The sequence below is a fragment of the Actinomadura rugatobispora genome (genome assembly GCF_042656285.1).
Lineage (GTDB): Bacteria > Actinomycetota > Actinomycetes > Streptosporangiales > Streptosporangiaceae > Spirillospora > Spirillospora rugatobispora.
On sequence record NZ_JBHSON010000023.1, the window covers coordinates 34,979 to 57,938 of the forward strand.

Below are 22,960 nucleotides of genomic sequence, written 5' to 3' on the forward strand. Positions count from 1 at the left end.
CGCGCCCGGTTATCACTTGACCCGAGCAAGAAGCCTCAGGCGCCAACCAAGATTCACCCCGGAGCGCCGAACCCGAAACCCTGGACATACGGCCGACCGCACGCCGCCACGGCGACATGCCGAGGCGTACCCCAGGCGGACGATCGACTTGTGCGCGGTTCCGCGTGCCGCCGTCCTGCATTCGCACATCGCGCGGGCAGCGCGGACAGTCGCGCGCCGACGCCGTAGGAGGCGAGTGCGCGGTGCGATGAGCATTCCTCACTGGACGGCGTTCAGCCCGTTTCGCCCCTCTTCTGGGCCGTGAAACCGATGGTCGATAATGAACATTATGTTAAGTAGAGCCTGAATCGGCCCCCTGGCCACCCCCCGGGCTCTCAGGGGTGCTCACGAGAACGTCCGGGGCAGGCCCCTTGCGCCCACGCCGAGGCCTACCAGAACTTCCGACCGGCACCCCGACGGCACCGGGCACGGGCTGCTTCGATCGCGGCGTGCATGTGGGTGAGCACGTACGCCCGAGCCAGAAGAGCAGGCGCGCGGCGACTCGCTCCTCGTTTGTCCTGGCGCCGTTAGAGGTAGGCGGGGCCGGCCCAGCGTTGGTCAGATCCACGTGGTTGGGGCAACGACTTCCAGGGGCGGCCAGGCGCAGTTCACCCCGAATCGCAGCGTGTTCTCGCTCCGCTCGAGCTGGAACCACGCCGACCCGGCACCAGCCCCCCGCGCATGGTGCGGCCCGTCCAAAGCGCGATCCCGACCCTGAGGGCGACGACCAGTAAGCCCAGGCCTGGGGAGGTGCTCCGGCCAGGTATGCGCGCGGGTACGTGCGACCGACCAGCCTTCCTCGTCGTGATGCGACTGCGGCGTACACGTTCCTCGTAATGCTCAGCCGCTTGCGCAGCCTGACTCCCCCCATCGCACCAGCCGACACGACCCGGTCGCGTACAGGGGCCGAGCAGATCAGGCCCGCGCAGGTTTGGCTTTGGGGCACCAGCCGGGTCTACCCGAGGGCCTTCCCGCGCGCCACGTACAGCAGGGAGTTCACGTGCGGGCTCCCGTCGTAGTGCCGCACGCCCGGCCGAACATCACGGGCACCACCGCCTGTCCACCTCTCCCCCGCCGCGTGCCGGGCGACGGTCACGGCCAGGCGTGGTGGGCGTGGAAGCGGACGACCACGAGGTAGCGGCCCTGCCCGGTTTGCCAATTGCCCCCGGGCTGGTCGGGGCGCAGGCCAGCCGGTGGTGCCATTCAGCAGCGGTGGCTGGATCGGACCCGCTCCACCTCGTGGGATCTGCGGGCCTGTGACGGGGGCGCAAACACGCCCGGCCCAGTGGCCTGCCAGCCGGGTACCTCAGCGGCACGATTGGGTTCGTCGGCTCGAGCGGGTTTCACCATCGAGTGGCGAAGCGGGTGCGGGTGGACGTGCGGTGCTCTCGTCCCCTCCCCTGCTCCCAGCGGCATCGGCGTGGGCATGGGCGGCGCGGCGGGTGGAGTCGGTGCCTTGCCCTGTGTGAGGGGGTGTCGCCGCTGTTCATGGTGCTCCCCCGCTGGTGGTGCGGGGGTCGGGTGGTTGCGGGTCTTGGTCGGCGGGGGTCATGCCGGTGTTGTGGTGGGTTGGCGGGTGTGTACATCCCGGGATGTAGGCGGTGGGGTGGGTGTGCGCGAAAGATGTAGGGCGGGTGCATGCTCGGGCACGATTCGCCGGTGGGGGTGGTGGGCCCAGGATCGGTGGGACCGATCGAGGGTTGAGGGTGAGTGATGGACGACCCGTTGATGCTGGCCCGGTTGCAGTTCGCGCTGACGGCGGGGTCGCATTTCCTGTTCGTGGCGTTGACGCTGGGGTTGGCGACGCTGGTGGCGTTGATGCAGACGCGGGCGACGCTGTCGGGGAATGCGCTGCATGCGCGGATGACGCGGTTCTGGGGCCAGCTGTATGTGATCAATTATGCGGTGGGGATCGTCACCGGGCTGGTGATGGAGTTCCAGTTCGGGATGAACTGGGGTGGGATGTCGTCGCTGGTGGGGCAGGTGTTCGGGGTTCCGCTGGCGATGGAGACGGTGGTGGCGTTCTTCGTCGAGTCGACGTTCCTGGGGTTGTGGATCTTCGGGTGGGATCGGCTGAACCGGTGGGTGCATCTGGGGTTGATCTGGGTGGTGACGCTGACGGCGTACCTGTCGGCGTATTTCATCCTGGTGGCCAACGGGTGGATGCAGCGGCCGGTGGGCTATGAGATGCGGGACGGTGTCGCGCATCTGACGGATCTGGGGGCGCTGCTGACCAATCCGACGGCGGTGCTGGCGTTCTTGCACGTGGGCTTCGGGGGGTTGCTGACGGCGGGGCTGTTCATGGCCGGGGTGAGCGGCTATCACCTGTTCCGGCGGACGGCGGAGGTGGAGTTCTTCGGCCGTTCGATGCGGATGGGGTTGCTGGCGCTGGTGGTGGCGGTGTTCCCGGTGGTGGTGTTCGGGGGGATGCAGTTCCAGTACGTGCAGCCGACCAAGCATCGGTCCTCGGATGAGGCGAAGGCGGCGGCGGCCGATTTCGCGGCGCGGTTCGGGCCGGGTGACTATCTGCCGCCGGGGTTGGCGTCGGCGGCTGAGGGCGTGATGGCCATGGTGTGGTCGCTGCTGTTCCTGCTGGCGATCGTGGCGCTGGTGAAGGCGGCGTTCGGTGGGTGGCTGGTGCGGGGCCGGATCTTCCATGTGGTGGTGATGGCGGCGGTGCCGCTGCCGTATGTGGCGATGCTGTCGGGGTGGGTGTTCCGTGAGGTGGGGCGGCAGCCGTGGGCGGTGTACGGGGTGCTGAGGACCGAGGACGCGTTGTCGGGGGTGGGCCCGGGGCTGATCACGGCGTCGTTCGTGGTGTTCACGGGGTTGTTCGCGGTGCTGGTGGCGGTGAACGCGTGGTTGCTGGCGCGGTTCGCGCGGCGGGGTCCGGAGGGTGCGCGGCTGGGGGCCGCTCCCCCGCCGGATGAGGCGTCGGGTGCGTCGGCTGCGGCGTTGACGCCGACGTTCTGACCGGGCGGGGTTCCGGGGCCGGGTCTTTTGCCTGTGGCGGGGGCCCGGTGCCCGGGTCCTCTCGCTCCTTCGATGGTTTCGTTCTGGTCGCGCGGGTGGCGCGGGCCACGGCAGTGGAGGTCGATGATGGAGTTGCTCGCGGTGGCGATGCTGGCGGTGTTCACCGCCGGGTATCTGGTGCTGGCCGGCGGTGATATCGGTGTGGGGATGCTGCTGCCGTTCCTGGGTCGGGACCAGGCGGAGCGGCGGGTGGTGATCGCTTCGATCGCGCCGTTCTTCCTGGGGAACGAGGTGTGGCTGGTGTCGGCGGCGGGGATCACCGCCGGCGCGTTCCCGGGGTTGGAGCACCATCTGCTGGAGGGGTTGTTCCCGCTGTTCGTGGTGCTGCTGGTGGCGTGGGTGGTGCGGGACATGGGGTTGTGGCTGCGGGGGCGGGTGGACGCGGCGGTGTGGCGTGGTGGTTGTGACGCGGCGATCGTGGGGGGCAGTTGGGCGCTGGCGCTGGTGTGGGGTGCGCTGCTGGGGTCGATCGCGGTGGGCGGTGGTGATGGGGATCTGGGGTTGAACGTCGGCAGTGTGCTGGGGTTGCCGCTGGCGGTGGTGTTCGCGGTGCATGGTGCGGGGTTCGCGCGGTTGCGGTCGGCGGGTGCGGTGCTGGAGCGGGCGCGGCGGGTGCCGGCGCGGTACGGGGTGTCGGCGGCGGTGCTGGTGGTGGTCGCGGTGGCGGCGGGTGCGCGGTTGCCGTGGTCGGAGTCGGCGTCGTCGGGGACGGCGTTGGCGGCGACGGCGGTGATGACGGTGGTGCTGCTGCCGTTGCTGCTGGCGGCGCAGGCGCTGGTGTGGTGGACGTTCCGGGGGCGTGTCGACTCCCCTTCCTACCTGTGAGTGTGCGGGAGTGGTGATGGGCGGTGGTGAGGCGGTGGGCCGGCGGCTGATGGGGTTGCTGTCGCGGCGCGTGGTGGTGGTGCTGGGTGCGGCGGCGGTGCTGCAGGGCGTGCTGCTGGTGGTGCAGGCGGAGTTGCTGGCGCGGGCGATCGCGGGTTTGGACGCGGCGCCGTTGCCGTATCTGGCGGGTGCGGTGGCGGCCCGGGCGCTGGTGGCGTGGTTGGTGACGGTGGTGGCGGGTCGTTCGGCCGCTGCGGTCAAGCGGGGTCTGCGTGGTGCGTTGCTGGCGGCGCCGGGGGGCGGGGCGTTGCCGGGTGGGCGGGTGACGTTGCTGACGCGGGGGTTGGACGCGGTGGATCCGTTCTTCACCGGGTACGTTCCGCAGCTGGTGGCGGCGTGCGTGGTGCCGGTGGTGGTGCTGGGGCGGCTGGTCGCGGCTGATTGGGCGTCGGCGCTGGTGGTGGCGGTGACGGTTCCGCTGGTGCCGGTGTTCGGTGCGCTGGTGGGGATGCGGACGGCGGCGCTGACGGGGCGGCAGTGGGAGTTGCTGCATCGGCTGGGCGGGCATTTCCGGGATGTGCTGGCGGGGCTGGGGACGTTGCGGGCGCATGGGCGGGTGGGGCATCAGTCGGGGGTGGTGCGGCGGCTGGCCGATGAGCATCGGCGGGCGACGGTGGCGGCGTTGCGGGTGGCGTTCCTGTCGTCGCTGGTGCTGGAGCTGGTGTGCGCGTTGTCGGTGGCGTTGGTGGCGGTGCCGGTGGGGTTGAGGTTGCTGGGCGGGGAGATGGCGTTGGCGACGGGCCTGCTGGTGTTGATCTTGACGCCGGAGGTGTATCTGCCGTTGCGGGCGCTGGGGACGCGGTTCCATGCCAGTGCGGAGGGGGTCGCGGCGGCGCGGGAGGCGTTCGCGGTGATCGACGGTGTCGCGGGCTCGTCGGCGGGCTCGTCCGGTGAGGGGCGGCCGGGTGCGGGCGGCCGTGCGGTGGTCGCTACCCGCACTCCCGCCCCTCCCCCGGGCGGTGTGGCCGGGCGGGGGCCGGAGATCGTGTTCGAGGAGGTGACGGCGCGGTATCCGGGTGCGGTGCGGCCTGCGCTGGAGGGGGTGTCGTTGCGGGTTGCGGCGGGTGAGCGAGTGGCGGTGACGGGTCCTTCGGGTGCGGGCAAGTCGACGTTGCTGCTGGTGGCGCTGGGGTTGTGCCCGGTGGAGTCGGGGCGGGTGCTGGTGGACGGGGTCGATCTGTCGGAGCTGGATCTGGGGGCGTGGCGGCGGATGGTGGGGTGGGTGCCGCAGCGGCCGCATCTGTTCGCGGCGTCGGTGGCCGACAACATCCGCCTGGGGGTGCCGGAGGCGGACGCGGCGAGTGTGGAGCGGGCGGCGGGGGCGGCGGAGTTCGTCGGGGCGTTGCCGCAGGGGTATGGGACGGTGCTGGGTGAGCGGGGTGCGGGGTTGTCGGCGGGGCAGCGGCAGCGGCTGGCGGTGGCGCGGGCGTATCTGCGGGGGGCGCCGGTGATGTTGCTGGACGAGCCGACGGCGCGGCTGGATGTGCTCAGTGAGCGGTTGCTGGTGGAGGCGGCGGGCCGGTTGCTGGAGGGGCGCACGGCGGTGGTGGTGGCGCATCGTCCGGCGTTGCTGTCGCTGGTGGATCGGGTGGTGCGGGTGGAGGGCGGCCGGGTGGTGCGGGACGCTCCCGCCGGGGCGGCTGGCGCGGACACCGGCGTCGGTGGAGGTGCGGGCCGTGGTGCGGGCCGTGGTGCTGACCGTGGGGCGGGTCGTGGGGATGAGGAGGCGGCGTGAACGCGGTCGGCGGGATGTGGGGGGCGGTGCGTCCCCATGGGGTGCGGCTGGTGGCCGCGGGGCTGGCCGGGGTCGCGGCGGAGTTGTGCGGGCTGGGGTTGATCGCGGCGGCGGCGTGGCTGATCGCGCGGGCGGCGCAGCAGCCGGGGATGGCGGCGCTGGGCTTGGCGGTCGTGGCGGTGCGCGCTTTCGCGGTGGGCAAGGGTTCGCTGCGGTATGTGGAGCGGCTGGCCGGTCATGATGTGGCGTTGCGGGCGCTGGCGGAGCTGCGGGGCCGGGTGTTCGACGCGCTGGGTCGTGCGCCTGGGGAGCGGCGGGAGCGGTTGCGGGAGGGTGAGGCGCTGACCGGGCTGGTCGCCGATGTGGACGCCGTTCAGGATCTGCTGTTGCGGTGCGTGCTTCCGGCGGTGGCGGCGGTGGTGTGCGGGCTGGCGGGTGTGGTGGTGTGCGCGGCGGCGGTTCCGGTGGCCGCGGTGGTGCTGGCGGCCGGTCTGGTGGTGGCGGGGGTGGTGCTTGCGGTGGCGGCGGCGGTGCTGGGTGGGCGGTCGGCGGCGCGGGCGGCCGAGGCGCGGCGGGTGTTGGCCGTGCGGGCGCTGGATGTGCTGGAGGGCGGGCAGGATCTGGAGGTGTTCGGCGCGCGTGAGCGGTTCGCGGGTGCGGCGGAGGATGCGGCGCGGCGGTTGGAGCGTGCGGAGCGTTCGGCGGCGCGGGTGTCGGCGCTGGTGGCCGGGGCCGGTTTCGCGGTGCAGGGGTTGACGGCGGCTGCGGTGGCGTGGGTGTCGATGCGGGCGGGGGCCGATGAGGTGGCGGTCGCGGTGGCGGCGTTGACCGCGCTGGTGGCGGTGGAGGCGGTGCTGCCGCTGGCGGCCGCGGCGCAGCGGTTGCGTGAGGTGCTTCCGGCCTCGCGGCGGGTCGCCGAGCTGCTGCGCACTCCCCCGCAGCCGGTCCCGGCGCGGCCGCGGGTGCTGCCGCCGGGTCCGTTGAGCGTGGAGCTGCTGGGCGTCCACGTCTCCTACGACGGTGGTGTGGGGTGCGGGCGGGCCGGGGCGGCGGCGTTGGACGGGTTGGATCTGCTGGTGGAGCGGGGCCGGCGGGTCGCGGTCGTGGGGGCCAGTGGTGCGGGCAAGAGCACGCTGCTGGCGGTGGCGTGCGGTGAGGTGACGCCGGGGGCGGGGTCGGTGCTGCTGGGCGGGCTGGAGGTGTCGGCGTGCGATCGGGACGCGGTGCGCGCGGCGGTGCGGGGCCTGTCGCAGGACGCGCACGTGTTCGCTGGCACGGTCCGCGCCAATCTGCTGCTGGCCCGGCCCGGGGCGAGCGGGGAGCAGATGGAGGCGGCGGCGCGGCGGGCGCGGTTCACCGAGGTGGTGGAGCGGCTGCCGGAGGGGTGGGACACGGTGGTGGGCGCGGGCGGGCACGGCCTGTCGGGCGGGCAGCGGCAGCGGCTGCTGCTGGCGCGTGCGCTGCTGGCCGATCCGCCGGTGCTGGTGCTGGACGAGCCGGCCGAGGGCCTGGATCCGGTCACCGCGGACGCGGTCGTCGGGGATCTGCTGTCGGGGGCGGGCGGTGGAACCCTGCTTTTGGTGACGCATCGTTTGGCGGCGCTGGGCGGCGCCGACGAGGTCGTCGTCATGGACGGCGGGCGGGTGGTGCAGCGCGGGGGGCACGGTGATCTTCTGGCACGGCCCGGACCGTACCGTGATCTGTGGGAGGCTGAGCTCCTGGCCGCCTGATACGGCCCTCTCCCGCCCGGGCGCCGGGTGCGCGCGGCGGTGCCGTTTCCCGGCATGGAGGGCCGTGTCGTGGGTAAAGGCGGCGACAAGGTTTGTTGAACCATGTTGAAAGGGGCGTACGTCGATGGCGGGTCTAGGGAAGGTGGGGGCGGCCGTGCGCGGCCGGTGGGCGCGGGCGCGTGCCTCGGCCGGGGAGCGTCACGGCGAGGGCACCCGGGTGTATCACGTGGCGCTGACGATGGTGGGGCCCCGGCTGGGCAAGCCCCAGGGCGCCGAGCCCGCCGAGGCGTCGGAGGACTCCAAGGCGCCCAAGGCGGTCGAGGGGTCCGCGGCGCCGGCCGAGGGTTCGGAGCCGGTGGAGTCGGCCTCGGCCTCCGGCAAGGCCGAAGTCCCGCCGAAGACGGAGCAGCCGGAGAAGCCCGAGCCCGAGAAGCCCGCGGCGTCCGAGGCCAAGCCCGAGGCCAAGCCTGAGCCTGAGCCCGCCGCCGGGTCCGAGTCTTCCGAGGCCAAGGCGGAGGCCCCCGCGCCCGAGTCCAAGCCCAAGTCCGAGGTTGCGTCTGAGGTTGCCGAGCCCGAGCCTGCGAGCGCGGAGTCCAAGCCGGTTGAGTCGCCGGTCGAGGCCAAGACCGCCGAGCCGGACAAGCCCGAGCCTGAGCCCGAGAAGCCGGAGGCGGTTGACGCTTCCAAGGCGGCGGAGGTCCCCGCCCCCTCCCCCGCTGAGCCTGCCGAGTCGAAGGCCTCCCCTGAACCCGAGTCCGAGCCCGAGTCCGAGCCGGTGGCGAAGGAAGACGTGAAGGCGGGCGCGGCCGGGGCGCCGGTGCAGGTGGATGAGTCCATGGGCAAGCAGGAGCTGTACCAGCTGGCGCGTGATCTGGACATTCCCGGGCGTTCGAAGATGAGCAAGCAGCAGCTGGTCGAGGCGATCCGGCAGGCCTCCCGTTCCACCGAGCCGGTCAAGTAGGCGGTCACATAGCCGCCCTCCCCCGCGTCCCCCGGTTTCAGATCCTCGTACAGGCCCCGGCACCGCTCCCGTGCGTGCCGGGGTCAGTCGTCGGGAAGGAGGGGGCCCAGGGGGCCGAGGTCGAGGTTGAGGTCGTGGTCGTCGAGGTCGAAGTGGTCCTTGAGTTTGGTCATGGCCTCTTCGAGGCGCATGAGGGCCAGGCCGAGGCGTTCGATCTGCTCGTCGGTGAGGTCGCCGCCTTCGGCGCGGCGCAGCGCCTGGCGTTCCATGAGCTGGCGGATCAGCTCGACGAGGGTGAGGACGAGTTTGACCAGGTCGCGTTCCACGGTCTCGGGGTCGGAGCGCAGTCGTTGCCGCAGGGCGCTGGATCCGGGGGTGGAGCGCACCGCGCGTGCCTGTACCGGTCCTTGGAGTTCTTGGAGCGGGTCGGCCTGCTGGTCGGTGGGGCGGGTGTTCCAGGGTGCGTTGGCGGGGGTGGCGTCGTGGACGGTGGCCTCGCCGGTGAGGGGGTCGCGCCTCATGGCTGCTCCTTCCTGGCGCCTGGCCGGGCTCTGCCGTCGGCGGTGAGGCCGGGCAGGATCTCTTCCTGGACGGTGGTGATCAGGGCGCGCAGGGAGACGTGCACGAGGTCGACCTCGGCGATGGAGATGACCAGGTCGCCGGTGATGACGACGCCTCCGGCCAGGAGCCGGTCGAGCAGGTCGACCAGGGCGACCCGTTCCATCGGCGCGCCGGGAGAGGGGCCGGTGCCGGTGTCGAGGGGGATGGTCATGGGGCCGCGCGCGTCCCTTCGGTGTGCGTCCCCTCGATGAAGGAGTAGGGCGGCCAGGGGCCGGTCACCTGGATCTCGATGCCGGGGAGGCGGTCGTCGAAGTCGCGTGCGGTCTGCAGGAAGTCCTGGGCGTGGTCGTCGTCGACCAGGTAGGCGACGTTGAGGACGATGGTGCCCTGGTGGCCTGACAGGCGCGGGTCCTGCGGGGGGTGCCGGCGTGTGGCGGCGGCGTGGGCGGCCAGGTCGGCGTGGAGCGTCTCGGCCTGTTCGGTGATGCGGCGGGTTGCGTCCTGGGTGCGGCGGCGTTCGTCCTGCCGCCGTTTGAGGTAGGCGGTGCCGGCACCGCCCGTGTCCGGTTCCGTCGCCGTCGCCGGTGCCGTCGGGGTGCCGGTCGGGGGGTTCTGGTAGGCCTCGGCGTGGGCGTAGGCCTTGATGCCCCATTCGGTGCGGCCGGTGATGGCGTCCAGGATCTGGGTGAAGTGGTCGTGCTGGTCGGTGAGGAGCCGGGTGACGCGGTCGTCGTCGCGGTAGAGGGTGGCGATGCGCACGGGGGCGGTGGGCGCGGTGTGCGCGGCGCGGTCGACGACCTGGTGGTGGGCGCGGGCGGTGTCCTCCAGGAAGGTCAGGTCCTCCAGGTTGGCGCGCAGCGCGTCCTCGCCGTACTGGTCGAGGCGGACGGTGCTGACCAGGGCGGTGAGGCCGGTGGGGGCGGTGAGGGCGCGGACGGGGGCGGCGGCGACTCCGGGGGTGCCGTCCAGTGCCGCCGGGTCCAGGTCGCGTGCCACGCCGTAGAGGTAGACGGCGGTGGCGGCGGTCGTGGTGGTGTCGGTGGTCACGTGCGGTCGGCCTTTCGTCGGGTGGGGGCGCCGGTCTTGCTCTGGCCGCCGGCGTCCCCGGTATCGGCGGCGGTGTCGGCGGTGTCGCTTGTTTCGTTGGGGGTGTGCGCGGCTTCGAGGGCGTCGAGGCGTTCGCGCAGTCGCCGGTTCTCCTCCAGCAGCGCCTGTTCTGAGGACAGTTCGGAGGTGGAGGAGGTCACCGCTTGGCTCTGGCGGGCGCGGGAGGACAGTGAGGGGTCGTGCTCCCACCAGTCGATGCCCATCTCCTTGGCGCGGTCGACGGAGGCGACCAGCAGCCGCAGTTTGATGGTGAGCAGTTCGATGTCCAGCAGGTTCACGCGGATGTCGCCGACGATGACGATGCCCTTGTCCAGGATGCGTTCCAGCAGGTCGGCGAGGTTGGCCGCGGGTGGGCCGCCGGGTCGTTCGGCGGTGGTGCGGGCCGGGTTGCGGGCCCCGGTCCAGGAGATCTCGCTCACATGTCCTCCAGCAGTGTCGGGTCAGTCGTGGCCGGTTCGTCCGCGCGGGTAGCGGCGGAGCCGCCGGTAGGAGACCAGCTCGCCGTCGGCGTCGACCTCGGCCTGGTAGGTGGCCAGGATGTCGGCGGAGTCGGGGATGCGGTGGGTCTCGACGACCTCGACGGTCACGCACCATCCGCCCTCTCCCCCGCCGGCGTCGCCGTCGCCGGAGGGGGCGGTGCGCTGGACGCCGATGACGCTCTCGGCGGCGCGGCCGGTCATCTCGGTGACGTGGTGAACGGCGCGTTTGGCGGCCTCGGCGGCGGAGATCATGGTCAGCCTTCTCCCGGGGGACGGCGGGCGAGCCTGCGGACCAGTTCCTCCTCGCGCTCGGCGGCCTCCTCCTCGCTCATCTCCCCGGCCGCGACCGCGTCGGCGATGTCGCGCATCTCGGCGGCGATGCGGCCGGGGTCGTAGAGCTGTGCCTCGGCCTGTTCCTGCAGGACCTCCGCGAGCCAGACGACGCCGCGGACGGGGGCCAGCGGGAGGGTGACCAGGCCGGTGAACAGTCCCATGCGGCTCAGGCCTCCGGTACGAAGTCGTAGGGCGGCAGCGGTCCGATGAGCCGCAGGGTGATGCGGTCGGCGTGGGCGGCACCCAGTTCGCGGACGGTGTTCTCGAAGTGCTCGCGGCGGGCGGCGTCGATGAGGAAGGCGGCGTCGACGACGTCGTCCTCGCGGGCGGGCTGCTTGCGGACGGTGGCCTCGGCGGCTCCGGCGAGGGGTTCCAGGAGGGCTTGGGCGTCGTGTTCGCGGCGCTGTTCGAGGGCGTGGGCGATCATTTCGCCGAGGCGGACGCGGTCGTAGTAGGCGGCGTCGGCGGCGTCCTCGGGGATCTGGCGGAGCCGGGCGTTGAGGTCGGCGATCTGCGGGTCGTCGGTGAGGAGTTCGCGCAGGACGGCGTCCTGGACGTAGGTGCCGCGGACCCGCATCTCCAGGCGGCCGTCGAGCTGGTCGAGGATCTGGGTGAGGCGGTCGGCGTTGGCGGCCAGCAGTTCCTTCTCCACCGCTTCGGGTCCGGCGAGCGCGGCGCCGAAGCGGAAGGGGACGGCGACGGTGCCGGCCTCCAGGAGGGCTTCCAGGACGTGCTGGTGGGCGAGCAGGTCGGAGCGTTCGCCCAGGGGGCGGCCGGCGGGCAGGTCGCTGGTGAGGGCGGCGCAGTCCTGGTGGGCGATGAGGGTGACGGGCCGCCCGTCCAGGCCGGTGAGCTCGCCGGGGAGGTCGCTGTCGGCGCGGGTGACGCCGTAGACGTACTGGGCGGCGGGTCCGGCGCCGGCGCCGGTGTCGGTGGGGGCGGTCACTGGTCGTCCTCCTTGTCCTCCTTGCGGGCCGAGCGGCGGCGCGCGGGTTGCTTGGCGGGCTCGGCGTCCTCGTCGTCGGAGCCGAAGGTCTCCTTGAACTTCTCCTGCGCGCCCTGCAGGGCGCCCTTGGTCTTGCGGTTGGCGGCGGACTCGGTGAGGCCGCCGACCATGTCGGGCAGGCCCTGGGCGTTGCCGGTGTTGGCGATGTCGAGCCGGTTGCAGGCCTGGGCGAAGCGCAGGTAGGTGTCGACGCTGGCGACCACGATCCGGACGTCCACGGTGAGGATTTCGATGCCGACCAGCGCGACGCGGGCGTACAGGTCGATGACCAGGCCCTTTTCGAGGATCAGGTCGACGACGTCGGCGAGGCCGCCGCCGCGTCCGCCGCTCTGCTGAGCGGGCTGGTAGGTGCTGGTGCCGGCGGTCTGTTGAGCGATGGGGCCGCTCATCTCATTCCACTCCTTGTCCTCGGGGTTTGGGGGTCGGCATCGCTGTTGCTGCCGATGCCGATGTGACTTGTGGTGGTTTGCGTGTTGTGTGCCAGGCCGGTCTAGTACCCGAGCGTGCTCGCCTAAACAGGACGCCACGATTCGGTCATACGCGTCCCAACAGGGAGGACCGGGCCCGTGCGGGCCCGGCCCTTCACACAGCGCACGCTGGAGGAACGCCCGGACCACGACGAGCACCCGGGGCGCCTGCCCTGGCCGGCGCCGATCGGCGCGGGCGGGCATGGGCGCGGATGGGCACGGGCGCGGATGGGCACGGGCGCGGATGGGCACGGCTCGGCGGTGGGTCGGCGTTGCTGTGCGCGGGGCGGCGGCCGGCAGCCGGCCGGGTGTCGTCGGCCGGGTGCGGCGGGCCGCGGTCAGCGCTTGCGGATCACACGGCGGCCCACCAGGACCGCGACGCCCGCGGCGGCGACGGCGGGAGCGGCGCGCAGCACCCGCCGCAGCGTCATCAGCTTGGTGAGCTTGGCGACCTGGCCGGGAACGGCCGTCACCGCACCGCCCACCTGCCCGGCGGCCTGGGACGCCGCATGCTGCGCGCCCTGCCCTGCACGACGGGCGGAACGGCCCGCGCTCCCGGCGGCGTCCTTGACGCCGCCCTTGGCGACGACCGCGGTGTCCTTGGCGCGGCCGGAGATACGGCCGCCATTCTCCTTGGCGGTGTCCTTGGCGGTGTCTGTGGTGTCCTTGGCCGTATCGCCGGCGGTGGCGGCGCCGCGCTTGACGCGGTCGGCGCCGCTGCGGATCGAGGGGGTCTCCATCGGGGTCTTCCTCTTCTTCTCCGGGGGCGAAGGGGCATGGGGGGCGGCCTGTATCCGGCCGTCATGCCCGGGGGGTGCTGTCAATCCCGCTGTACCCCGCCGACCAGCGGCAAACATCGCCCCCTCCACGGCCCGGCCAGCTCAGAGCAGCACCGGCCGTGCCCCGAGCCGTCCTCCAGCGACCCCCGGGGGAGGGCTGCGGCGGTCCGCTTTGGCCACGCCCGGGCCGGGACGGGGTTGATCGCGGCGCCGCGGGCACGGCACGCTGTGGTGTTCATCGGCCGGTACGGCAGCGGGAGGGCATCCATGGCGCGATCCCCCATGCGCCGCCGGTCAGGCGCCTGGCTGGCCTTCATCGCGGCCGCGGCGCTGACCGCCGTTCTCCTGACGCCCCTGCTCGGCCCCTCCACACCATCGCCGGTCACCGACGCGGCCCCGCCCTCCCGCGTCCTGTCGCGGTACGAGACCGCCGCGCCCGGCAACCGCGTCGACCGCGACTGCGGCTTCTCCGCCGAACTGCCCGGCGACCCCGGACGGGCCCTGTGGCTGTTCTGCGACACGGTCTGGTCGGGTGCGCACCGCGGCCTGTGGATGGGCGCGACCGCCGCGTCCGGGCCCTTCCGCCCCGGCCGGGTCCCCACCGCCCTCACCGAGATCCCCGCGCCTCCGGCCGCGCCACGCCCCGGCCCGTCCCCGCACCCGCCGCAGGGCATGCTGCCGACACCGCCCGGACTGATCCTCCCCGCTCCCGGCCCGGGCACAGGACCGGCCGGCCCCGGCCCCGGCGCGCAGGCTACCTACCAGCCGTGCCGCATCCCCGGCCAGGCCTACAGCGCCTCCTGGGCCTCGGGCATGGCACGCCTGCCCGGCACCCGCACGCTCCTGATCGCCTACACCGACGTGTGCGTACGCGGCCAGGTCATCAGCACCCAGGGATTCGGGCTGGTGTCCTACCGGCCGGCCGCCAACGCCCTGGGCGGTCAGGTCCGGGTGTTCACCGCGCCCCACGGCCTGCCGTTCCAGCACAACCTCGGCTCACCCGTCTTCGCGGGCGGCCACCTCTACCTGTACGCCTCGGTCTGCGACGACCAGGCGTTCGGAACCTGCCGGGGCGGCCGCGTCACCCTCGCCCGGGTCCGCGCCGACCCCGGCGCCTGGGCGACGGCCTCGGCCTACGAGTACTGGAGCGCCGGCCGGTGGACGACCGACGCCTCCCGGGCCCAGTCCGTGCTATACGGGGCGGCGCCCACCGGCGTCCACGTCGCCGACTACTCCCGCGTCGGCAAGGGGTACGCGCTCATCGAGCAGCACGGCGTCAACGGGGACTTCCGGATATGGCGCGCACCGTCCCCGGCCGGACCGTGGCGGCCCGCGCGGTCGGGACGGATGCCCTGCGGAGGGCAGTCGGGAGTGGACCTGTGCCGCGCCTACATCGGGCACCCGGAGCTGAGCACCGGCAGCGACCTGCTGATGTCGTACTACAACCCCGCCGACGACCACATCCGCGTCGCCGCCGTCCCCTGGTGACATCAGCGGCCGCCGGCGCGGCCCTCGGGCGCTCTTCCCGGTTCCCGCCGCGCGCGGGCGCGGCGGGACGAGTCTCCCCGGCAGGAATCGAACCTGCGACTTCCGGCTTCGGAGGCCGGCGCTCTGTCCGCTGAGCTACAGGGAGGAAGCGCTGGTGGGATTCGAACCCACGTAGAACGGCTTTGCAGACCGTCACCTCAACCACTCGGTCACAGCGCCACATGGCCCCGCCCTCCCCGCAGGGCGGACCCGCGACCTCGGTGGGATTCGAACCCACGACCCCCGGTGAGACAGACCGGTGCTCTCGACCACTGAGCCACGAGGCCTTCGTAGACCGGGGCGGACTCGAACCGCCGGCCGTCCCGGTGTGAACGGGATGCTCTGGCCACTGAGCTACCGGTCTTCGGCACAACAAGAAGAGAACGAGCCCCAACGAAAGGCGCGTCAAAGAGAAAGGAGGGAAGGAAAGGAACCGGGGAGTCCGCTGCGGACGCGGGACCCGGGGAAGGCGTCCGCGGTCAGAACGCCGCGGGCCGTCGCCGCCGGGGACACACCGGAGCGGTCACCGCCCGATCATCCCGACCGCCGCACCGATCATCACATCGGTCGCACCGCGTCGCCATGCCGCTCCACTCCCTCCGCGCCCTCACGCGCCCCTTTCCGGGGCGCCCGGCCTGTGGTCACTACAGTGCCCGCCCGCCGCCCCGTCCCGCAACGCATTTTCCGCCCGCCCCGCGCACCCGCCCCTTCCACTCACCGGAAGGGTTCTGCCCGGCCGCTCCCACCCGGCGGGCAGGTTGGGAGGAGCGGGCGAGCGCCGCCGGCCCAGGAGGAGGAACCAGAATGCCGCTGCTCGACACGGACACATGGTCCGGCAAGATCTTCAACGGAGCCTGGACGCCCGGCGCCGCCGGCACCTACGACGCCGTCGAACCCGCCACCGGCGCCACCCTGGGCGTCCTGGGCCGCGCCGCCGCATCCGACGCCGAGCACGCCGCCGCCACCGCGGCCCGGGCCCAGCGCGACTGGGCCGCCCGCCCCTACCCCGAACGCGCCGCCGTCCTGCGCCGCGCCGGCGCCCTCTTCGCCGAGCACGCCGCCGAGATCCAGGACTGGATCGTCCGCGAGGCCGGATCCATCCCGCCCAAGGCCGAACTGGAAACCGGCTTCGCCGCGAGCCTGTGCCACGAGGCCGCCGCCCTCCCCTCCCACCCCCAGGGCCAGGTCCTGCCCTCCGCCCAGGACCGCTGGAGCCTGGCACGGCGACGCCCCGCCGGCGTCGTCAGCGTCATCGCCCCCTTCAACTTCCCCCTGATCCTGTCGATGCGCTCGGTCGCCCCCGCCCTCGCGCTCGGCAACGCCGTCCTGCTCAAACCCGACCCCCGCACCGCCGTGTGCGGCGGCGTCGTCCTCGCCCGCGTCTTCCAGGAGGCGGGCCTGCCCGAAGGCCTGCTGCACCTGCTGCCCGGCGGCGCCGACGTCGGCGAGGCCGTCGTGACCGCCCCCCAGGTCCGCGTGGTCTCCTTCACCGGATCCACCGCCGCCGGACGCCGGATCGGCGAAACCTGCGGACGCCTCCTCAAACGCGCCCACCTGGAACTGGGCGGCAACAACGCCCTCATCGTGCTGCCCGGCGCCGACATCGACAAGGCCGTCTCCGCCGCCGCCTGGGGCTCCTTCCTGCACCAGGGCCAGATCTGCATGACCACCGGACGCCACCTGGTCCACCACAGCCTCCACGAGGACTACGTCGACGCCCTGGCCGCCAAGGCCGACAAACTCCCCGTCGGCGACCCCGCCACCGCGCAGGTCGCCCTCGGCCCCATCATCGACCGCAACCAGCTCGACCACATCGACACCCTGGTCCGCGACACCGTCTCCGCCGGCGCCCGCCTGGCCGCGGGCGGCACCCACCACGACCTGTTCTACCGGCCCACCGTCCTGGCCGAGGTCACCCCCGCCATGCCCGCCTACGCCCAGGAGGTCTTCGGCCCCGTCGCCCCGGTCCTGGCCTTCGGCACCCTCCAGGAGGCGGTCGAGCTGGCCACCGACAGCGAGTACGGCCTGTCCCTGGGCGTCCTCGGCGACGTCGGCCAGGCCATGCGGATCGCCGACGCCGTCCCCACCGGCCTGGTCCACATCAACGACCAGACCGTCAACGACGAACCCTTCGTCCCCTTCGGCGGCCTGGCCGCCTCGGGCAACGGCGCCCGCTTCGGCGGCGCCGACGCCAACATCGAGGCCTTCACCGAAACCCAGTGGCTCACCATGCGCGGCGACATCGCCCCCCACCCCTTCTGACCCCTCCCCGCTCCCCCGGGGGAGAGGCCCCGCCCCCGGCCGCGACCATCCCCAGCGGCCGGGGGCAGGACCCGTTAGGGTCGGCCAAGTGAACCGACGGGTGGACCGACACCACGCCCCGCAGGCGCCCGCACTGAGCACTGCCCGCCTGCTGCTGCGCCCCTGGCTACCCTCCGATCGCGCCCCCTTCGCCGCCCTCAACGCCGACCCCGACGTCATGGAGCACTTCCCCGCCCGCCTCACCCCCGCCCAGAGCGACGCGCTCGCCGACCGCATCCAGGACGGCTTCGACCGCAACGGCTTCGGCCTCTGGGCGGTCGAGATCACCGCCACCGGCGAGTTCATCGGCTTCACCGGACTGTCGGTGCCCTCCTTCACCGCCCACTTCACCCCCGCCGTGGAGATCGGCTGGCGGCTGGCCCGCCACGCCTGGGGCCACGGCTACGCCACCGAAGCCGCCCGCCGCGCCCTGGCCCACGGCTTCCAGGACCTCGGCCTTGGGGAGATCGTCTCCTTCACCACACCCGCCAACCTCCGCTCCCAGGCCGTCATGACGCGCATCGGAATGACCCGCGACCCCGACGGCGACTTCGAGCACCCGCTCGTCCCGGTCGGCAGCCCCGTCCGCCCCGGCGTCCTGTACCGCCTCGACGCCGCCACCTGGAAACGCCAGGCCGCCGCCTCCCAGCCGCCACCGACCTGAACCCGCGCCCGACCGGGACGCCGCGTCCCCCTTGAAGCCGGCGCTCAGGCGTCGGGGGACGCCGGCAGCAGGAACCGGCCCTCGGCGATGCCCTCCCGCACCGCCGCCGCCGTCCCCACCGCGTCCAGGCCGCCGTTGTCCAGCACGTGCGCCTCCAACGGCCCCAGATCCGCGAACTGCGCGTACATCCCCCGCAGCACCTCCGGATCGGTCAGCTCACCCTCCCCGCGACCGGCCCCGCGTGCCACCGTGGTCTCCTCGTCGGCCCGCAGCACCACATAGTGCAACCCCAACCCCGCCTCACCGGCCGCGCGCGAGAACCGATCCAGGAACCAGGGGCCCACGACACCGTCCACCACCACGTGGAACCCGCCGCCCGCATACCCGCACGCCGCGCCCGCCAGAACCTCCATCACCACCGCGTTCTGCCGCCTCGCCCCAGGCAGATACGGCATGATCCCGCCACGCCGGATGAAACGCCAGAAATCATCGGCATGCAGATGCACACTCGACGACATCTCATCGGCCAGCAACCGCGCCACCGTCGTCTTCCCCGTACCCGGCGACCCCGTCAACACCACCAGCTCGCCCGCCTCCACCACGTCCTCCACGCGCTCCGCTCCCCCTCCTTCTCCCGAACACGACCCAAAGTAGCGACGCGGCAGGCGACCCAACTGGAGACCGGGGCCGCAAGACGCGGAAACGGCGAGCGCTCTGGACGGACCGGCGGAGCCGCCAGTCAGGTCGGTGCCGCCTCCGATCACCCGGTGTACCCCGGGTTCTGCCGCCGGGCGAAGACCCCACACGAGCGCGCCCCAAAGGCCGGTCGCAGTGGCGGTGCGTCTCCACGTCCAGAGCGGTGAATGCGACAAGGAGGACGTCAAACCTGGTCGCCCGACCGGCCTACGGTGGGCGCATGGCGACGCTCATCCCGCGCGAACGCTCCGAACCGGCACCAGGCGCCGTCCACATCCCCGACTGGCTCGACGGCGGCGAGCAACGCCACCTGGTCCAGGCAAGCCGCGAGTGGGCGCGCCCACCGGCGGGAATGCGCCACACCCGCCTGCCGGGCGGCGGCGTCATGTCGGTGCAGACCGTCTGCCTGGGCTGGCACTGGGAGCCCTACCGCTACCTCCGCCACGTCGACGGCGCACCGGTCAAACCCTTCCCCGGCTGGCTCGCCGAGCTCGGCCGCCGCGCACTCGCCGACGCCTACGGACCCGGCGCCCCCGACTACCGGCCGGACGTCGCGCTGGTGAACTTCTACGACGACGCCGCCAAGATGGGCCTGCACCAGGACCGCGACGAACGCAGCCGCGCGCCCGTGGTCTCCTTCAGCCTCGGCGACACCGGACGCTTCCGCCTCGGCAACACCGACAACCGGGGCCGGCCGTGGCGCGACATCGAACTCGAATCCGGAGACCTGTTCGTCTTCGGCGGCCCGTCACGCCTGGCCTACCACGGCGTCACCGGCATCCTCCCCGGTACCGGACCCCGCGACATCGGCCTCCCCCGTGGGCGACTCAACATCACCCTCCGCGAGTTCGGTTTGCGCTAGGTGCTGTGATTTTTGGGGTTTGGGTGGTGGTGAATCTGCCACCACCCAGCAGCTTGACGGCGTAAGGTTTTGCTCGATGGGTGTGGAGGTGAAGAAGGTGCTGGTCAGGGGGTTCTGTTCCGCGGGGTGATGCTCCCCTCGGCGAACGGGCGTGGCCGCGGGCGCCCTCACTCCCCCGATCGCGGAAGGGCCGCCACTCCTCGCAGGAGTCGCTCGGCCTCCCCCAGCACGGCCTGCAGGGTCTTCTCCGGGGCGTCGGAACGCGCCAGCATCATCCCCGCCTCGCACAGTCCCCCGAAGATCATCTGGGCGCGGACGTCCAGCGGCCCCTCCACCATCGACTCCTCGGCCGCCGCCTGCCGGATCCCCGCCTCCAGCACCCGCAGGGTGTGCTCGTACTCAATCGCGCGGACGGCGTCCCAGCCCAGCACCGCCGGCCCGTCCAGCAGCACGATCCGCCGGAAACGCGGGTCCAGGCAGTGCTCCAGGAAGGTCCGGCAGCCCCGGCGCAGCGCCGACCACGCGTCGGGCTCGGCGGCGGCCGCCTGCTCCAGCCGCGCGGCGATCAGTTCCTGCTCGCGCACGAACACCGCGCGGAACAGCGCGGCCTTGCCCTGGAAGTGGTGGTAGGCCGCGCCCTTGGTCATCCCGGCCGCGGCGGCGATCGCGTCGATGGAGGTGGCGGTGTAGCCCTCGCCGCCGAACAGCTCGCGGGCGGCGGCGACCAGACGGGAGGTGGTCTCGTCCGAGCGTTCGGCCTGGGTACGGCGCGGCATGCGTCCTCCTCTTGACGGGACATACTCCCAGTATGTAACTTCCGGGCTGTTACATACCCAAGGTATGGAAATGAGCAGGCCATGACCGCACCGCTCATCGCGATCTACGGAGCCTACGGCCACACCGGCCGCCTGGTCGCCGCCGAACTCCTGGAACGCGGCCGCCGCATCGTCCTGTCAGGACGCGACGCCACCGCCCTCGACGACCTGGCCGCACACCTGCGAACCACCCTGGACGACCCCGCCCGCGTCCACGTCCACCCGGCCGCGCTCGACGACACCGCCGCACTGCACGAGCTCACCTCCAACGCCCGGGTACTGGTGCACTGCGCCGGACCCTTCTCCCAGACCGGAGGGCCGCTCGCCACCGCCGCCACCGCGACCGGTTGCCACTACATCGACCACGCGATCGAGGCCCACCACGTCAAACGGCTCTTCGACGCCCACGCCGGCCCCGCGCGCGACGCCGGCATCGTCATGATCCCCGGCCTCAGTTTCTACGGCGGCCTCGGCGACCTGCTCGCCTCCGCCGTCGCCCACCGCCGCCACGCCCCCGGCGGCACCGCCCCCGCCGAACGCATCATCGTCGGCTACGCGGTCAGCGGCTGGCGCCTGACCACCGGCGCCAAGAACACCGCCGCCCAGCTGTTCGCCGAGACCGAGCGCATCACCTTCACCGGCGGCGCCCTCCACACCGGCTACCTCGAACCCCGCAACGCCGTCTTCCCCTTCCCGCCGCCCCTCGGCCCCCGCACCATGATCGCGCCACTCCCCTCCTTCGAGACGATCACCATCCCCCGGCATGTCCCCACCCGCAACGTCGACCTCATGCTGACCGCCGCCACCTTCCAGGAGGACGGCGCCTTCGACTCCGAGGACGCCGACGCCGACACCCGCGCCGCCACCGACTTCACCGTCGCCGTCCAGGCCGTCGCACCCGAAGGACCCGGCGCCTCCGGGCACCTCACCGGCCGCGACCTGTGGCGCGCCGCCGCACTGGCCTCCGTCGAGGCCGCCGTGCGCATCGCCGACGGGCAGGGCCCCACCGCCACCGGCGTCCTCAGCCCGGCCGAAGCCTTCCCCGCCGCCCCCTTCCTGCGCGACCTGGAAGACCTCGGCGCCTTCACCCTCCACCTGCCCGCAGCGGCCGCCGACGGGAACGGGTGAAGGCCATGGAACCGATCCTGGTCACCGGCGCCGCCGGCGGACGGCAGGGCTCCACCGGCCTCCTGGTCACCCGGATGCTCCTGGAACGAGGCCACCCCGTCCGCGCGTTCGTCCACACCGACGACGACCGCGCCGCACGCCTGCGCGGCCTGGGAGCCGAGGTCGTCGCCGGCGACCTGCGGGAGATCACCTCCGTCCTCCCCGCGCTGGACGGCGTGCGCCGCGCCTACTTCACCTACCCCGTCACCGAAGGGCTCCTCACCGCCGCCGCGGCGTTCGCGGCCGCCGCGCGCCGGCAAGGAGTGGAACGCGTGGTGGAGGTGTCCCAGCTGGCCGCCGACCCCTACGCCGGAACACCCCACATGCGCCGCCACTGGCTTGCCGAGCAGGTCTTCGACTGGGCCGGCGTGGGCGCGGTGCACCTGCGCGCGGCCGTGTTCTTCGAGAACCTGGACTTCCTGGTCCGGGCAGGAGGACGACGCGAACTGCCCGTCCCGCTCGGCCCGCCCGACACCGTCGTGCCGCTCGTCGGCGCCGTCGACGTCGCCCGGGTCGCCACCGGGATCCTGACCGGCACCGGCCCAGGCCCCGATCCGGTGTGCCGCCTGACCGGGCAGATCCTCTCCGTCGAGCAGATCGTCCACGCCCACACCGCCGCGGGCACCCCCCTCACCTACCTGCGCCCCTCCCCCGAGCAGTGGCGCCGCCAGGCCCTCGACCTGTACGGGGACGCCGTCACCGTCGAGCACCTGGACCATCTCTGGCAGCTGTTCCGCACCATCGGCTCCCACCACGAGCTGTACGAGGTGACCCCCGCCATCGGTGAAGTAGGAGGCAGGGAACCGCAGACCTTGGAGGCTTTCATTGCATCCCGCCAGCGGCCTTGACATAGTAAGGTTCAGTCCGGGAGGCCGCGCAGGACGCGGAACAGCCTCACCCACTGATCGGGGTGGACGTAGGCCACCACCGTCCCCCGCTCCAGCTCCGCCGCACGGAACGCCGCGTCCACCCTCCCCCGCGAATACTCCCGGCGCAGCGAAGCGTGCAGCGTCCCTCCCCTCCCCTCGAACCCGGCCGCCACGCACCGCCGGTACTCGGCCAGCGCCTCCCCCGGCAGCAGCGGACGCTCCCGCCGCTCCAGGCGCAGCACGCCCGCGTCCACCCGCGGAACCGGCCGGAACCGCTCGCGCGGGATCCGCTCCAGCAGCCACCACCCGAACACCGGCCAGGTCTCCACGGTCAACCGGCTCCACCGGCCGCCGTACCCGCCCGTGCGCTTGCGCGCGTACTCCAGCTGCGTGATCAGCGTCGCCGACCCGAGCCCCGGCGCGCGCAGGCACCACTCCACGATCGGCGAGGTGGCCGCGTAGGGGATGTTGCCCGCCACGTGGAACGGGACGAGCGGCGGGCTCGCCCTCAGGAAGTCGCCGGTCACGCAGCGCACGTTGTCCAGGCCGGCGCAGCGGGTGCGCAGCCGCTCGGTCATCTCCGGGTCGATCTCGTAGGCGATGACGCGCTCGGCGCGGGCGGCCAGCGCCGTGGTGATCCGGCCGTCGCCGGCGCCGACCTCAACGATCAGGCCGCCGCCGTCGGTGGCGGCACGGGCGAAACGTCGCAGCGTGGCACGGTCGGCCAGCAGGTTCTGGGAGAGGACGCGCCGCCTGCGTCCCCGGTCCGAGGGCACGGGACGAGCGGCGGAACGGTTCAGAGCGGAACGCTGTGGAGTGGAACGGTGAGGCACGGTCGCCTGTCCTTAGCCGCCGGCCGCTGCGAGGCGGCCGGGCATACGAGGGTCATGGACGCTCGAAGGCCCTGGACAGGCAGGAAGGCATCGCCGCACGAACGCACGGCG

Annotated in this window: 23 protein-coding genes and 4 tRNA genes; 11 read left to right on the forward strand and 16 right to left on the reverse strand. The window is 73.0% G+C overall.

The annotated features are described in order from the left end of the window. Positions 1–1,752: 1,752 nt before the first annotated feature. The 5 genes from ACFPZN_RS18205 (at position 1,753) to ACFPZN_RS18225 (ending at position 8,383) form a co-directional block, all read left to right on the forward strand. Complete coding sequence (locus tag ACFPZN_RS18205; RefSeq protein WP_378283186.1) at positions 1,753–3,012, forward strand: cytochrome ubiquinol oxidase subunit I; 1,260 nt, start codon at positions 1,753–1,755, stop codon at positions 3,010–3,012. Between the two features lie 123 nt (positions 3,013–3,135). Next, a complete protein-coding gene (locus ACFPZN_RS18210; RefSeq protein WP_378283187.1) occupies positions 3,136–3,897 on the forward strand; it encodes a cytochrome d ubiquinol oxidase subunit II in 762 nt (253 codons plus the stop codon). A 16-nt stretch (positions 3,898–3,913) separates the two neighbouring features. Then, positions 3,914–5,692, forward strand: a complete 1,779-nt coding sequence (cydD, locus tag ACFPZN_RS18215; protein ID WP_378283188.1) for a thiol reductant ABC exporter subunit CydD — start codon at positions 3,914–3,916, stop codon at positions 5,690–5,692. Then, positions 5,689–7,422 (forward strand): thiol reductant ABC exporter subunit CydC, encoded by a 1,734-nt coding sequence (cydC, locus tag ACFPZN_RS18220; protein ID WP_378283189.1) that lies wholly within the window; start codon positions 5,689–5,691, stop codon positions 7,420–7,422. Before cydD ends, cydC begins: the two co-directional genes overlap by 4 nt. A gap of 226 nt (positions 7,423–7,648) precedes the next feature. Further along, positions 7,649–8,383, forward strand: a complete 735-nt coding sequence (locus ACFPZN_RS18225) for a Rho termination factor N-terminal domain-containing protein (RefSeq protein ID WP_378283190.1) — start codon at positions 7,649–7,651, stop codon at positions 8,381–8,383. Positions 8,384–8,466: 83 nt separating this feature from the next. Here ACFPZN_RS18225 and ACFPZN_RS18230 read toward each other — a convergent pair whose 3' ends face one another. From ACFPZN_RS18230 to ACFPZN_RS18270, 9 genes are all read right to left on the reverse strand, one after another. Further along, on the reverse strand, positions 8,467–8,904 hold the full coding sequence (locus ACFPZN_RS18230) for a gas vesicle protein K (RefSeq protein ID WP_378283191.1): 438 nt from the start codon (positions 8,902–8,904) through the stop codon (positions 8,467–8,469). Further along, complete coding sequence (locus ACFPZN_RS18235; protein ID WP_378283192.1) at positions 8,901–9,155, reverse strand: gas vesicle protein; 255 nt, start codon at positions 9,153–9,155, stop codon at positions 8,901–8,903. Before ACFPZN_RS18235 ends, ACFPZN_RS18230 begins: the two co-directional genes overlap by 4 nt. Continuing rightward, entirely contained in the window at positions 9,152–9,991 is an 840-nt protein-coding gene (locus tag ACFPZN_RS18240; protein ID WP_378283193.1) for a GvpL/GvpF family gas vesicle protein, read from the reverse strand. Before ACFPZN_RS18240 ends, ACFPZN_RS18235 begins: the two co-directional genes overlap by 4 nt. After that, on the reverse strand, positions 9,988–10,470 hold the full coding sequence (locus tag ACFPZN_RS18245; protein ID WP_378283194.1) for a gas vesicle protein: 483 nt from the start codon (positions 10,468–10,470) through the stop codon (positions 9,988–9,990). Before ACFPZN_RS18245 ends, ACFPZN_RS18240 begins: the two co-directional genes overlap by 4 nt. Before the next feature lie 21 nt (positions 10,471–10,491). Beyond that, positions 10,492–10,782, reverse strand: a complete 291-nt coding sequence (gvpO, locus tag ACFPZN_RS18250) for a gas vesicle protein GvpO (protein WP_378283195.1) — start codon at positions 10,780–10,782, stop codon at positions 10,492–10,494. 2 nt (positions 10,783–10,784) lie between these two features. Next, entirely contained in the window at positions 10,785–11,024 is a 240-nt protein-coding gene (locus ACFPZN_RS18255) for a gas vesicle protein GvpG (RefSeq protein WP_378283196.1), read from the reverse strand. 5 nt (positions 11,025–11,029) lie between these two features. Next, on the reverse strand, positions 11,030–11,809 hold the full coding sequence (locus ACFPZN_RS18260) for a GvpL/GvpF family gas vesicle protein (protein WP_378283197.1): 780 nt from the start codon (positions 11,807–11,809) through the stop codon (positions 11,030–11,032). Further along, positions 11,806–12,258, reverse strand: coding sequence for a gas vesicle protein GvpJ (gene gvpJ, locus ACFPZN_RS56770; RefSeq protein WP_464042058.1), 453 nt, complete (start codon positions 12,256–12,258; stop codon positions 11,806–11,808). The genes ACFPZN_RS18260 and gvpJ overlap by 4 nt, the downstream gene beginning before the upstream one ends. 416 nt (positions 12,259–12,674) lie before the next feature. Beyond that, positions 12,675–13,076 (reverse strand): hypothetical protein, encoded by a 402-nt coding sequence (locus ACFPZN_RS18270; RefSeq protein ID WP_378283199.1) that lies wholly within the window; start codon positions 13,074–13,076, stop codon positions 12,675–12,677. Positions 13,077–13,382: 306 nt separating this feature from the next. Here ACFPZN_RS18270 and ACFPZN_RS18275 point away from each other — a divergent pair, with 306 nt between their 5' ends. Beyond that, positions 13,383–14,603 carry a hypothetical protein gene (locus ACFPZN_RS18275; RefSeq protein ID WP_378283200.1) on the forward strand — a complete coding sequence of 407 codons (1,221 nt, stop codon included), beginning with the start codon at positions 13,383–13,385 and terminating at the stop codon, positions 14,601–14,603. 72 nt (positions 14,604–14,675) lie between these two features. Here ACFPZN_RS18275 and ACFPZN_RS18280 read toward each other — a convergent pair. The 4 genes from ACFPZN_RS18280 to ACFPZN_RS18295 form a co-directional block, all read right to left on the reverse strand. Beyond that, positions 14,676–14,748: transfer RNA gene (locus tag ACFPZN_RS18280), tRNA-Arg, on the reverse strand. Between the two features lies 1 nt (position 14,749). Next, positions 14,750–14,822: transfer RNA gene (locus ACFPZN_RS18285), tRNA-Cys, on the reverse strand. A gap of 33 nt (positions 14,823–14,855) precedes the next feature. After that, a tRNA-Asp gene (locus ACFPZN_RS18290) sits at positions 14,856–14,929 on the reverse strand. Positions 14,930–14,933: 4 nt separating this feature from the next. Then, positions 14,934–15,006: transfer RNA gene (locus ACFPZN_RS18295), tRNA-Val, on the reverse strand. Between the two features lie 440 nt (positions 15,007–15,446). Here ACFPZN_RS18295 and ACFPZN_RS18300 point away from each other — a divergent pair. Both ACFPZN_RS18300 and ACFPZN_RS18305 read left to right on the forward strand, forming a co-directional pair. Beyond that, positions 15,447–16,904 carry a benzaldehyde dehydrogenase gene (locus tag ACFPZN_RS18300; protein ID WP_378283201.1) on the forward strand — a complete coding sequence of 486 codons (1,458 nt, stop codon included), beginning with the start codon at positions 15,447–15,449 and terminating at the stop codon, positions 16,902–16,904. Positions 16,905–16,992: 88 nt separating this feature from the next. Beyond that, positions 16,993–17,607 carry a GNAT family N-acetyltransferase gene (locus ACFPZN_RS18305; RefSeq protein WP_378283202.1) on the forward strand — a complete coding sequence of 205 codons (615 nt, stop codon included), beginning with the start codon at positions 16,993–16,995 and terminating at the stop codon, positions 17,605–17,607. A gap of 44 nt (positions 17,608–17,651) precedes the next feature. Here ACFPZN_RS18305 and ACFPZN_RS18310 read toward each other — a convergent pair whose 3' ends face one another. Beyond that, positions 17,652–18,218, reverse strand: coding sequence for an AAA family ATPase (locus ACFPZN_RS18310; RefSeq protein ID WP_378283203.1), 567 nt, complete (start codon positions 18,216–18,218; stop codon positions 17,652–17,654). Positions 18,219–18,523: 305 nt separating this feature from the next. On the opposite strand from ACFPZN_RS18310, the gene ACFPZN_RS18315 reads away from it, so the two are divergent. Further along, a complete protein-coding gene (locus ACFPZN_RS18315) occupies positions 18,524–19,165 on the forward strand; it encodes an alpha-ketoglutarate-dependent dioxygenase AlkB family protein (RefSeq protein WP_378283204.1) in 642 nt (213 codons plus the stop codon). Between the two features lie 167 nt (positions 19,166–19,332). Here the strand turns inward: ACFPZN_RS18315 and ACFPZN_RS18320 are convergent, their stop codons facing one another. Then, the gene (locus ACFPZN_RS18320) at positions 19,333–19,941 is read right to left on the reverse strand and encodes a TetR/AcrR family transcriptional regulator (RefSeq protein ID WP_378283205.1); all 609 of its coding nucleotides are present in this window, start codon (positions 19,939–19,941) and stop codon (positions 19,333–19,335) included. Positions 19,942–20,022: 81 nt separating this feature from the next. Here ACFPZN_RS18320 and ACFPZN_RS18325 point away from each other — a divergent pair, with 81 nt between their 5' ends. Then, positions 20,023–21,108 (forward strand): saccharopine dehydrogenase NADP-binding domain-containing protein, encoded by a 1,086-nt coding sequence (locus tag ACFPZN_RS18325; RefSeq protein ID WP_378283206.1) that lies wholly within the window; start codon positions 20,023–20,025, stop codon positions 21,106–21,108. 5 nt (positions 21,109–21,113) lie between these two features. Next, positions 21,114–21,995 (forward strand): NmrA family NAD(P)-binding protein, encoded by an 882-nt coding sequence (locus ACFPZN_RS18330; RefSeq protein ID WP_378283207.1) that lies wholly within the window; start codon positions 21,114–21,116, stop codon positions 21,993–21,995. Between the two features lie 11 nt (positions 21,996–22,006). Here ACFPZN_RS18330 and erm read toward each other — a convergent pair whose 3' ends face one another. Continuing rightward, positions 22,007–22,792 carry an ErmE/ErmH/ErmO/ErmR family 23S rRNA (adenine(2058)-N(6))-methyltransferase gene (gene erm / locus ACFPZN_RS18335; protein WP_378283208.1) on the reverse strand — a complete coding sequence of 262 codons (786 nt, stop codon included), beginning with the start codon at positions 22,790–22,792 and terminating at the stop codon, positions 22,007–22,009. Positions 22,793–22,960: the final 168 nt, after the last annotated feature.

Bases quoted from the DNA above. Each gene is read 5' to 3' on its own strand.
- ACFPZN_RS18300 (WP_378283201.1), top strand. From the start codon at position 15,447: ATGCCGCTGCTCGACACGGACACATGGTCCGGCAAGATCTTCAACGGA.
- ACFPZN_RS18320 (WP_378283205.1), bottom strand. From the start codon at position 19,941: ATGCCGCGCCGTACCCAGGCCGAACGCTCGGACGAGACCACCTCCCGT.
- ACFPZN_RS18255 (WP_378283196.1), bottom strand. From the start codon at position 11,024: ATGGGACTGTTCACCGGCCTGGTCACCCTCCCGCTGGCCCCCGTCCGC.
- ACFPZN_RS18230 (WP_378283191.1), bottom strand. From the start codon at position 8,904: ATGAGGCGCGACCCCCTCACCGGCGAGGCCACCGTCCACGACGCCACC.
- cydD (WP_378283188.1), top strand. From the start codon at position 3,914: ATGGGCGGTGGTGAGGCGGTGGGCCGGCGGCTGATGGGGTTGCTGTCG.
- ACFPZN_RS18330 (WP_378283207.1), top strand. From the start codon at position 21,114: ATGGAACCGATCCTGGTCACCGGCGCCGCCGGCGGACGGCAGGGCTCC.
- ACFPZN_RS18275 (WP_378283200.1), top strand. From the start codon at position 13,383: ATGGCGCGATCCCCCATGCGCCGCCGGTCAGGCGCCTGGCTGGCCTTC.
- ACFPZN_RS18315 (WP_378283204.1), top strand. From the start codon at position 18,524: ATGGCGACGCTCATCCCGCGCGAACGCTCCGAACCGGCACCAGGCGCC.
- gvpJ (WP_464042058.1), bottom strand. From the start codon at position 12,258: ATGAGCGGCCCCATCGCTCAACAGACCGCCGGCACCAGCACCTACCAG.
- ACFPZN_RS18235 (WP_378283192.1), bottom strand. From the start codon at position 9,155: ATGACCATCCCCCTCGACACCGGCACCGGCCCCTCTCCCGGCGCGCCG.
- ACFPZN_RS18325 (WP_378283206.1), top strand. From the start codon at position 20,023: ATGACCGCACCGCTCATCGCGATCTACGGAGCCTACGGCCACACCGGC.
- ACFPZN_RS18210 (WP_378283187.1), top strand. From the start codon at position 3,136: ATGATGGAGTTGCTCGCGGTGGCGATGCTGGCGGTGTTCACCGCCGGG.
- ACFPZN_RS18270 (WP_378283199.1), bottom strand. From the start codon at position 13,076: ATGGAGACCCCCTCGATCCGCAGCGGCGCCGACCGCGTCAAGCGCGGC.
- gvpO (WP_378283195.1), bottom strand. From the start codon at position 10,782: ATGATCTCCGCCGCCGAGGCCGCCAAACGCGCCGTTCACCACGTCACC.
- ACFPZN_RS18205 (WP_378283186.1), top strand. From the start codon at position 1,753: ATGGACGACCCGTTGATGCTGGCCCGGTTGCAGTTCGCGCTGACGGCG.